The organism is Zymomonas sp. (genome assembly GCF_020216885.1).
In the GTDB taxonomy this organism is placed as follows: domain Bacteria; phylum Pseudomonadota; class Alphaproteobacteria; order Sphingomonadales; family Sphingomonadaceae; genus Zymomonas.
In genome coordinates, this window is the sequence record NZ_JAIWON010000081.1 from 1 (window position 1) to 10000 (window position 10000).

The 10000-nt window shown below is 46.7% G+C and carries 10 protein-coding genes; 5 read left to right on the plus strand and 5 right to left on the minus strand.

Features of this window, described 5'->3' with window-relative positions; all coding sequences use genetic code 11:
• The 4 genes from LDL18_RS04400 to LDL18_RS04415 all read left to right on the plus strand — a co-directional run.
• The coding region (locus LDL18_RS04400; RefSeq protein ID WP_296507164.1) for an FAD-dependent oxidoreductase at nt 1–1147 on the plus strand (1147 nt) is incomplete at its 5' end.
• The gene (gene rsmG / locus LDL18_RS04405; protein ID WP_296507165.1) at nt 1144–1809 is read left to right on the plus strand and encodes a 16S rRNA (guanine(527)-N(7))-methyltransferase RsmG; all 666 of its coding nucleotides are present in this window, start codon (nt 1144–1146) and stop codon (nt 1807–1809) included. The genes LDL18_RS04400 and rsmG, both read left to right, overlap by 4 nt.
• The gene (locus LDL18_RS04410) at nt 1806–2606 is read left to right on the plus strand and encodes a ParA family protein (RefSeq protein WP_296507166.1); all 801 of its coding nucleotides are present in this window, start codon (nt 1806–1808) and stop codon (nt 2604–2606) included. Before rsmG ends, LDL18_RS04410 begins: the two co-directional genes overlap by 4 nt.
• Nucleotides 2603–3538 carry a ParB/RepB/Spo0J family partition protein gene (locus LDL18_RS04415; protein ID WP_296507167.1) on the plus strand — a complete coding sequence of 312 codons (936 nt, stop codon included), beginning with the start codon at nt 2603–2605 and terminating at the stop codon, nt 3536–3538. The genes LDL18_RS04410 and LDL18_RS04415 overlap by 4 nt, the downstream gene beginning before the upstream one ends.
• 162 nt (nt 3539–3700) lie before the next feature.
• Here LDL18_RS04415 and LDL18_RS04420 read toward each other — a convergent pair whose 3' ends face one another.
• From LDL18_RS04420 to LDL18_RS04430, 3 genes are all read right to left on the minus strand, one after another.
• Entirely contained in the window at nt 3701–5146 is a 1446-nt protein-coding gene (locus LDL18_RS04420) for an MFS transporter (protein ID WP_296507168.1), read from the minus strand.
• 229 nt (nt 5147–5375) lie between these two features.
• Nucleotides 5376–6242 (minus strand): hypothetical protein, encoded by an 867-nt coding sequence (locus LDL18_RS04425; RefSeq protein WP_296507169.1) that lies wholly within the window; start codon nt 6240–6242, stop codon nt 5376–5378.
• Nucleotides 6243–6519: 277 nt separating this feature from the next.
• Nucleotides 6520–7434: a delta(1)-pyrroline-2-carboxylate reductase family protein gene (locus LDL18_RS04430; protein ID WP_296507170.1), complete on the minus strand. Its 915-nt coding sequence runs from the start codon at nt 7432–7434 to the stop codon at nt 6520–6522.
• A gap of 149 nt (nt 7435–7583) precedes the next feature.
• Here LDL18_RS04430 and LDL18_RS04435 point away from each other — a divergent pair, with 149 nt between their 5' ends.
• On the plus strand, nt 7584–8594 hold the full coding sequence (locus LDL18_RS04435; protein WP_296507171.1) for an SEL1-like repeat protein: 1011 nt from the start codon (nt 7584–7586) through the stop codon (nt 8592–8594).
• A 271-nt stretch (nt 8595–8865) separates the two neighbouring features.
• Here LDL18_RS04435 and LDL18_RS04440 read toward each other — a convergent pair whose 3' ends face one another.
• Both LDL18_RS04440 and LDL18_RS04445 read right to left on the minus strand, forming a co-directional pair.
• Nucleotides 8866–8991, minus strand: coding sequence for a hypothetical protein (locus LDL18_RS04440; protein WP_296507172.1), 126 nt, complete (start codon nt 8989–8991; stop codon nt 8866–8868).
• A 592-nt stretch (nt 8992–9583) separates the two neighbouring features.
• The gene (locus LDL18_RS04445) at nt 9584–9877 is read right to left on the minus strand and encodes a transposase (RefSeq protein WP_296507174.1); all 294 of its coding nucleotides are present in this window, start codon (nt 9875–9877) and stop codon (nt 9584–9586) included.
• Nucleotides 9878–10000 lie beyond the last annotated feature (123 nt).

The following is a 10000-nucleotide window of genomic DNA, read 5'->3' on the forward strand; positions in this document are numbered from 1 at the left end:
CCCCCAAATCGCTTGTGCGTTGACGCGCAGCCATCAGAAAACCCATGATACCATCCGGGCAGGACTGGACCGCTCACCACTTTTCAGCGGCGCAATAGAGGGGCGGGGGCCACGCTATTGCCCTTCTATCGAAGATAAGATCATGAAATTCGGTGATCGTGACGGACATCAGATTTTTCTTGAACCAGAAGGACTTGATACGCCGCTGATTTATCCGAACGGCATTTCAACCTCTCTACCGGAAGATGTGCAGCAAGCCTTTATCAACAGCATCGAAGGGCTCGAAAATACCAAAATCGTGCAATTCGGCTATGCCGTCGAATATGAATTTATCGATCCGCGCAGTCTAACCCATCATTTGGAATTAAAGGCCTTGAAGGGCGTTTTCTGCGCTGGTCAGATTAACGGCACCACCGGTTATGAAGAGGCCGCCGCTCAAGGTCTGGTAGCGGGCATCGCTGCGGCTTGCCATGTCGCTGGAAAAACGCCGCCCGTTTTCGACCGTCGTAACAGCTATATCGGGGTAATGATCGACGATCTAGTTTTACAAGGCGTTACCGAACCTTATCGAATGTTGACTGCCAGGGCCGAATATCGTCTTGGCCTCCGTGCTGATAACGCCGTGACGCGTTTATCGGGTCAGGCCAAATGCTTCGGGGCTTTGGGGGCTGAAATGACGGATTTCGTCACCACAAGATTGGCTGAACGTGAAAAATGCCAAAAATTACTGGAAAAAACAGCCAGCAGTCGGGATATGCAAGCCGTCGGTGCCAAGGTTACCGAAGGGGCATCACACAGCCTGTTTGAATGGCTCCGCTTTCCGGCCGTCACGCGGCAACATCTCGAAACGATTATACCGGAACTAACAGAATTTTCAGATGCAGTTGTCTCTGAAATGATCGACGACGGTCGTTATGCGCCTTATCTCGAAAGGCAGGATGCCGAATTGGCACGCTTGGCAGGCCATGACAATATGTCCCTTCCAGCTGAACTTGATTATGCGGCCATTGCGGGTCTTTCTAATGAAATGGTCGAAAGATTTTCGGCAGCTCGTCCGCCTGACATGGCCTCCGCTTCACGGGTAAGGGGCGTTACACCGGCTGCTTTGGCCGCTATTTTAATTCATGCAAAAAAAGTGACCTTATGACACGGGAAGAAGCGCTCCTCTGGCTTGACCAGCATATCGGTATTTCACGTGAAACGGTGGAAAAGCTCGACGCTTTTGTCGCTTGTCTTCATGCGGAAATGGCGCATCAAAATTTGATCGCCCGTTCAACGGTCGATGATTTATGGGGGCGGCATATTATTGACTCCGCCCAACTTCTGCCCTTGGCCAGAAAAGAAGCTGCTTTTTACAAAAAAGCCTCCCCTAAAAACTGGCTTGATCTTGGCTCTGGTGCCGGTTTCCCAGGAATCATCATTGCCATTCTTTCCGAAATGGCGGTGACTTTGGTTGAATCCCGCCGAAAAAGAGTTGAATTTTTACAAAAAGCCGCTGAAGCTGCGGGAACACCTGTCACGATTTTAGGGCAAAGGCTGGAAAATATCGAACCCCAAGCCTTTGATATTATTACAGCCCGCGCCTTCGCGCCTCTGGATAAATTATGGCGACTGGCCTTTCCTTTCTCTCACAAGGAAAGCCTGTGGTTGCTTCCCAAGGGGCAAAATGCGCGGACAGAACTGGAAGAGACCCGTAAATTATGGCAAGGTGATACCCGAATAGAGGGAAGCGTCACCGATCCGCAATCGGCGATTATTGTCGCGACCCACATTCACCCCAAAAAACAAAAAACGGGGAAGAAAACGTGATCAGAATCGCTATCGCCAATCAAAAAGGTGGCGTCGGAAAAACAACTTCTGCGATTAACCTTTCAACCGCTTTGGCGGCTATTGGCTGGCGGGTGCTGGTTATTGATTTCGATCCTCAAGGGAACGCCTCAACCGGCCTTGGTATCAAACACGAACATCGTCGGATTTCTGCCTATCAGGTGCTAACCGGCGAAGCCGCTTTGACCGAAGGGGTGGTGAAAACGGCTGTTCCGGGATTAGAAATTATTCCGGCCACCGTTGATCTTTCCGGTGCTGAAATTGACCTCCTTAGCCTTGGGGAAAGAACCCATCGTCTGGCGCATGTGCTCGACACCGCGCCGCCTGATCGCTGGGATGCTTGTCTGATTGACTGTCCGCCCTCCTTGGGGCTCCTGACTGTTAATGCCCTTGTCGCTGCCCATAAATTGATGGTGCCGCTGCAATGCGAATTTTTTGCTCTCGAAGGTTTGAGCCAGCTTCTAACAACGATTGAACGGGTGCGGTCGCGTTTTAATCCCAGCCTCTCGATCCTTGGAGTTGCGCTTACCATGTATGACCGCCGCAACCGGCTTTCCGATCAGGTGGCCGATGATGTTCGGGAAGTCTTGGGGCGGGTTGTTTTTAACACCACTATTCCTCGTAATGTCCGGCTTTCCGAAGCGCCCAGCCATGGTATCCCCGCGTTAATTTATGATCATCGCTGTGCCGGATCAGAAGCCTATATGGCTTTGGCACGTGAAGTCATCGACCGCCTTTCCAGTAAGAAAACTTTTTATCAACCACAGGTATCTGCATGAGTTTCGACAAGAAAAACCGTCCTCGTAAAAAAGGCGGCCTTGGTCGCGGTCTTTCCGCTTTATTAGGCGAGATTGCCGAAGAAACATCGGGCGATAATCCAGATATCGACTCTGAAAATAAGTCCCCTGCTGCCGTTCGTAGTTTGCCTGTTGCCGCTATTTTCCCTCATCCAGACCAACCCCGCCGGATTTTCGACGAAACGGCCTTAAACGAACTCACCGAATCCATTGCCCAAAGGGGCGTTTTGCAACCGATCGTTGTCCGCCCGAAAGGAAGCGGCTGGCAAATCGTTGCAGGCGAACGCCGCTGGCGGGCTGCCCAGCGGGCAAGACTGCATGACATTCCTGTTATTGTGCGGGAATTTGATGAATCCGAAACGCTGGAAGTGGCGCTCATCGAAAATATCCAACGCTCGGAATTAAACGCGATTGAAGAAGCCAAGGCCTATCAGCGCCTTGCTGAACAATTCGGCCACAGCCCCGAAGCGCTATCCAAGTTGGTTCGGAAATCCAGAAGCCATATTACCAATCTGCTGCGCCTCCTCGATTTACCTGAGGTAGTGCAAGATGCGCTGATTACGCGGCAATTAACGATGGGACATGCCCGCGCGCTGATTACCGCCCCAGATCCGCAAAAACTGGCTGAAAAGGTCATCGAAAAAGGCTTATCGGTGCGTGATACCGAAAAGCTGGTGCAGGAAATCAAAAACGGCAAGAGTAAAGAACCCCCCAGCAAAGCCAAAAAAGGTCAAACGCTGGCGGCTGATGGTGATGATGCCGATATTCTGGCCTTGCAGCAATTATTGACAGAATCGCTAAAATTACCCGTCACCATTGCCTATAATGGTGAAAGCGGCACTATCAGCCTTGATTATAGCTCGATGGATGAATTGGACTTTTTGTTCCAGCGGCTTTCTGCTTCTGATTTTTAACCTCTATAAAGGCAATCCATGCCATTTTTTGGGGAAAAGCCAGCCAAGCTTTTTCTCAAAAAATGGATGTCTTTCCTCTGTGAATCTTCACTTGGCCATCAGGGCATGATCGACCTTGCCTATAAAATTCAGGCCATTGAGACGGGCGCTGAATCCGTTTTTTTAGGCCTTCTCAGGCATTTTTTTATTTTTCAAAAGATTGAAACCGGCAGTCGGACTTAATTTGGTCGTGTCGACCAAGGCCAAACAGGACAGCAAGGCCACCAGAAGCAACGCTATTCTAAAGGGTAGATCAGGCTGCTGCCCCAAATGAAACCAACGAACGGCAAGGTGACTTATCCGCAAGGCAATAGCCCCAACGGTCACGCCTAAACCCAAAGAAATCTGAACAAGGGTGCTGAAAAGTGTATTAGCAGTGCTCATCAATTCTTTCGGCACTTCCGAATAAGCCAGCGTGACCAAAGCCGTGAATTGCAACGACCGGAATAGCCCGCCCGCAAATAGAGCCAGCACAATCAACCATTCAGATTGCGGCGATAGAAAAGCGCAAGCCAAAATAGACAGACTACAAAGGACGTTATTCCAGATCAAAATCGGACGGAAGCCAAAGCGCTCTACAAGCGCTGTGGTGAAAGGCTTCATCAACAGATTTCCGGCAAAAATAGCTGTCAGCAAAGCCCCCGATAAAAAAGGGCTAAGCCCGAAACCAATCTGAAACATCAAGGGTAATAAAAAGGGCGTGGCACTAATAGTAATCCTGAAAATACTACCACCAAAAATACTGACAGAAAAACTTTTGATTTTCAGGGTTTCCAGATGAATCATCGGATGATCGACGCGATTAAGATGACGATATCCCAAGGTTAACAGCAGACCACCGATCAAGGTCATAATGCCAATCATCATCCATTGTGGTTCTGGCTGCGCGCCCATTTCAATGGAGGCCATCACGAAAAACAGAGAAAAACTGGTCAATAAGAAGCCCGCCCAATCAAAAGGCGGTGCTTCGACTTCGCCTGATTTAGGCGCTAACAGCAAGGCCGAAATAATCGCGATCAGCCCCAAAGGCAGATTAAGGTAAAATATCCACCGCCATGTCGTATGGGTGACGATCAACCCACCAAGGACAGGGCCCAACATCGGGGCTGCCAAAGCAGGCCAAATCAAAGTCGCCATGGTTTTTACGAGCTTTTCCTTGGGCAGGTTACGCAGAACAGCCAATCGCCCGACCGGAATCATCATTGCCCCGCCCATACCCTGCATAATCCGCAACAGAACGAATTCGACCAAGCCATTCGCCAGACCGCAGAGAACGGATCCCAAGGTAAAAATGGCGATCGCAAGGGTAAAGATGCGCCGGATACCAAAGCGATCGGCAATCCAGCCGCTCACTGGAATAAAAATACCTAAAGTCATCAAATAGGCGGAAACCCCGATATTGAGATCAATCGGAGGAACCCCGAAAGTTTTGCTCATCGCGGGCAGGGCGGTAACAATAATGCTTCCGTCCAGATTCTCCATAAAGGAGGTGCCAGCCACCAACAAAGATAACAGGAATAAATAGCGATCAGGGGTTAAAAAACCGGTTTTCGGCTTCGGGGGCGTCATGAAAAATCCGCTTCGATTATCGCGCTTTTTAGGACAAAAAGTCCTTTGTAATAGCGGCTATATAGGCCTTGTCATCAAAGGGTAACAACACCTAACGGATAAAATATTTTCAGTAAGCCTTATTAAATAATATTAAATTATTTCTCGAGAGGTTCTTTTCCGAAGGCTGCCTTTCACTATTGAATACCCAAAAGGCACTGAATAGCCAAAAGACAGCCTCAAAAATCAATTAGTCTTTGTCTAAATCGCGGTCACCTATGACCGAGAAATCGAAAATCCGCCCTCCCAAAGCGCCTCTCGCTCCATTGCTGGTCATTTCATAGAGAAACCCATATTCACCGGCTTTCAAGGCATATTTTGGGGTTACTTTATAAACACCGGGTCTTACCATTTCGGAATCAAAAGGAATTTGGTCTTTATCCATAACGCCGCTTTTCATACCCCCCAAATTACGGCTACCCACGCGTATTTCACGATGACCATTTTTGCCATCTTTGCTTTTCATCTTGATAAGGGTGAAAGCATTGGGCGAATTGATGACCGATTGTAAACCGGAACTCCATGTGCTGGTGGTCTGCTGGTTATTCGCTTCGTCAAAGAAGAAATAGAAAATCGGCTGCTCGTCTTCGCTTTTATTGCGGGCATGTTCATTTTGGATAGAAGCCTTGATGCTCATCGAAGCAATCCCGCTTGTCAAAGCATAGCCCCATGTTCCGCCTGTTTTTGCCTGATTAGTTATCGTTGAATCGATATGCTGCATTTTAGGCGGATAAGAATGTGAATTGAGAAGATAAACACCAGGGGCATGGGGCACCATCGGATCGGGCGAATCCATCGACAAAGCCGCGGCTTTCGGGGCGCTTTTCTCAAGCATCGCCGCCAAAACCGGACTGGAAACACCACGCTTCCGTAAAGAGATGAGCTGATCGGTCGAAAGATCAAAATCAGCATCCGAATTTTTGACTTTGGCAATGATCGCTTCATCACCAAGGCCGGTATTGGTCAAGGTTACGACGGATTCATTATTCAATGTTTCTGCCAAGGCGGGCATAGCGCAGCCGATAAGGATAGCCAGAATAAGCGGCCTGATTTTCATAAAATTCTCCTGTTTTTTTGTCAAATAATGTAAAAATCAAGGCAACCTAATGAAGAAATATTTTTATTAAAAGTAAAAACAGAAATAGAGAAAAATATCCCTAAATCGGTGCCATATTTTTGTAATTTTGTTCCATATTTAAAAAATTTAAATAAAGAATTATTGAATATATCTTCGTTAATATCTTACCTAGAATAAGATTATCGCTCTTTTATTTTTTAATATCATTTTAATCACAGGAAAAAATTATTCTTCTTTTTCATAATCCTTTAGGATTCTATTTTTTACTCGCTAACATCATGGCCTGACAGGCGGCTAAATCCCAAGCGGCACAGCCCACCGATTTAAACAAAACAGGCATTTCGACGGGCGGCGTTATCTCCAATGCCTTAGCCAAAGGCTGCACTTTCGACCATTCAAGGCCAGCCTGAATAATATCGCCCGCTTCACTAGGCGCACCGATCGGGTCATCGACATAAACAAGGCTGTTTCTGACGATCTCCGGTGCTATTTCGACCATCTCTGGTTTAAAGGCTCCGACTGCAATGACCAAAGGACAGGCCGACGGCGCTTCATTATAAATGACTTTTCGACTGGAGGTAACCGTAATCACCACGTCGAAAACCTGCCCTTCTTGGCAATCCGGCTGCAAGCGCAAAGGTAAATCGGATAATTTCTGACAAAAGGCGAAACTGCTTTCTTGGGTGCGTCCTCTGATAAAAACCGAACTTTCAGGATAAAGAGCAGCCAAAGCCTCACAATGGGCAACCGCCTGAACACCGGTGCCGATAATCAGAATATTTTTGACGCTTTGTCTTGCCAATAACGCGATCGCCAGCATCGACAAAGCCGAAGTCCGTAACATCGTGACCGTTGGCGCATCTAGGGTGAAAAGCAGATTACCCGTTCGAGCATCAGCGCAATTGATTACGCCTTGGATTACAGGCCGATCAGAAGCCGCATTATCAGGGCAGATCGTTAATATCTTGGTGACGAATAATTCGGAACTAGCCGCCGGCATCACCATCAACAAAGTCGGGTCATCCGAGCTTGCTTCTGCTGCTGCAATTGTCACCCGTTCAGGACAAATTATCTTCCCTTCGGCATAGGCCGTTATCGTCTTTTTCAAGGCTTCGACCAAAAGAGGATAGGTCAAAAGGCGCTTTGTCTCTGAAGCCGAATAGATTTTCATCCAATAACTATTCGGCTTTTCTCTCGATTTTGCAAAGAAAAAGACCTTTAATCTTGTAATGGAATCGACAAAATTTCCTGTAATATTCCATAAATAAAAGGAAGCGTAAGAAGACGAAAACCGAAAAGACCATTAGGATTTCAAGAATAGTGAAAAAAACAGGATGGAAAGCGGCGATTATTTTGGCCGCGATTGCGCTGGGTGCTTTGCTTTTTTGGGGTGCCTTCAAGCTGAATAGACCAACACCCAAAACACCACAGGAAGAATTAAAACTCGCGCTGAAATATGCGGATGGCGATGGCTCGAATATTGATAAAAGCAAGGCTTTTTCTCTCATCCAGCAAGCCGCCAATAAAGGCTTCGCTCCGGCTGAATATGCGCTTGGTAATTTTTACTATAAAGGCGAAGCGGTCGCGGCTGATAAATCCAAAGCGCTCTATTGGTATCAACAGGCAGTGACGCATGGAGATGGCGATGCAGCCCTTGCTTTGGGCAATATGTATTATAATGGCGACAGCATTGCGCCTGACAAATCCAAATCGGTTGACCTTTATCAACAGGCTGCCAATCAAGGTAATACTCAAGCGCAGTTAAATCTTGGCCTGATGTTTTCTCGCGGGGATGGCGTTTCTCTCGACAAAGCCAAAGCACTTTACTGGTATCAGCAAGCGGCTGACAAAGGTCATCCACAGGCTGAACTTATTCTTGGCAATTTGTATTATAATGGGGATGCTGTCCCGCTCGATAAAAGTAAGGCTTTTGACTGGTATCAAAAGGCGGCTAACCAAGGCAATACTGCGGCAGAATTAAATCTTGGCCTGATGTATGCGCATGGCGATGGCGTGCCTCTTGATAAGAATAAAAGCCTTGCTTGGTATCAAAAAGCCGCTGAACAAGGCGATGCCCAAGCTGAATATAGCCTTGGTAATATGTATTACAATGGTGATGGCGTGGCTGTTGATAAAGCGAAAGCGCTTTCTTGGTATCAACAAGCGGCCAATCATGGCCTTGCCCAAGCTGAACTGGCTCTTGGTATTATGTTCTATAATGGCGAAGGGGTAACCGTTGATAAAAACAACGCCGCCTATTGGCTGAAACAAGCGGCTAATCATGGGAATGATACCGCAAAATACCAACTGAAATTGTGGTTTAATTCTTAGAATTTTATGGAAAATTATAAAAAACAATAAAAATAATAATAACAAAAATCCACCTATAGTTTCTTTTTGTAGGTGGATTTTTCTTTATTTGATCTTGAATTATTTTCATATTTTGACATATATTAAAAAATAGGAAAAATTTAATAATTACTTCAATAGTTTATCATATAAGATTGAAAATAATTCATGAATTCTTGAATCTAGATGGGTTTTGTGGGTGATGTCATGGCGGCTGATAAACCCAAATCCTTTTTCAAGCATGAGCAAGTGACTAATCCGTAAAACCAAAGCTAATATTACTCTGGGCTGTTTTTGCCGTGAAGGTGACGCTGTCGCGACTGATAAGCCCAAGGCATTTGGACACAGGCCGCGTCCAATCAAGGCTATATCCACGCATAATATAAATTGGGGCTTTTCTTTTATATTATAGCAGAGATAACCTTGAAGCCGATAAGGCGAAAGCCCTCTATCATTCTCAAAAAGCAGATGCTCACGCTAGTGAAATTACCCAAAAATAGCTAGAATAAGTGAAACTATCCAAAAATAGCTGGAATATCTGTCAGCTCTTAGAATCGCGCCTGAATATCTATTTCCGCCACCTTCTTGCTGCAAGCTGTCACTCTGCTTCTTAGGTTCTGTTGACAAAGTAAGATAACCATAATTTTACAGCCGCGATATGAAGGAAGGTGAGGAAAGATTTTCTGGTTTTGTCATAGCGTGTGACAATACGTCTGAACGGCTTCAACTTATTGAACATCCGTTTGATATGATTACGACTTTTGCAGTGCTGTAAATTATAAAGAATATGCTCTTTTCGATTAGATCGAGGCGAGATAACAGGAAGGATAGCTGAAAAAGCCGTTTTTCGCGTAACCTATCGCCATCATATCTTTTATTGCTGAGAAAACGGCGAGGTGTTGTGACAGGAATATCTATCAAGCTATCAGCGCCAGAATAATCAGAGACTTCACCGCCGGTTAGCATGAAAGCTAGAGGGCGGCCTTGACCATCGGAGCGGGCGTGGATTTTGCTCGTAAAGCCTCCGCGGCTTCGACCAAAGCCTTACCTTTTGCGTCAGCTGCTTGGCTGTGAGTGCGAAGGATTGTGCTATCTATCCTATGTTGCCCGTCATCCGTCAGGCCAAGATCAACGAGGGTTTCAAGAAGAGTGTCCCAGACACCTTGTTCCGCCCACCTACGAAACCGAACATAGACCGCATTCCATTTTCCATAGCGTTCATGCATGTCTCGCCACGGGCAGCCTGTTCGAAGCACATAAAGCATTCCGTTGAGAAACAACCGATTACTTTTTCGGGGCGCGGGCTGCGGCCTTGTTCGCTTGGAAGAAGACCCTCTATTATCTTCCACTCCGCGTCTATTAGACATCCTCGCATCTAGTCTGCCTTA

Excerpts from the sequence above, each read along its gene's own strand:
- LDL18_RS04415 (WP_296507167.1), top strand. The coding sequence starts at position 2,603 with ATGAGTTTCGACAAGAAAAACCGTCCTCGTAAAAAAGGCGGCCTTGGT.
- LDL18_RS04445 (WP_296507174.1), bottom strand. The coding sequence starts at position 9,877 with ATGCTTTATGTGCTTCGAACAGGCTGCCCGTGGCGAGACATGCATGAA.
- LDL18_RS04425 (WP_296507169.1), bottom strand. The coding sequence starts at position 6,242 with ATGAAAATCAGGCCGCTTATTCTGGCTATCCTTATCGGCTGCGCTATG.
- LDL18_RS04420 (WP_296507168.1), bottom strand. The coding sequence starts at position 5,146 with ATGACGCCCCCGAAGCCGAAAACCGGTTTTTTAACCCCTGATCGCTAT.
- LDL18_RS04430 (WP_296507170.1), bottom strand. The coding sequence starts at position 7,434 with ATGAAAATCTATTCGGCTTCAGAGACAAAGCGCCTTTTGACCTATCCT.
- rsmG (WP_296507165.1), top strand. The coding sequence starts at position 1,144 with ATGACACGGGAAGAAGCGCTCCTCTGGCTTGACCAGCATATCGGTATT.
- LDL18_RS04440 (WP_296507172.1), bottom strand. The coding sequence starts at position 8,991 with ATGCGTGGATATAGCCTTGATTGGACGCGGCCTGTGTCCAAATGCCTT.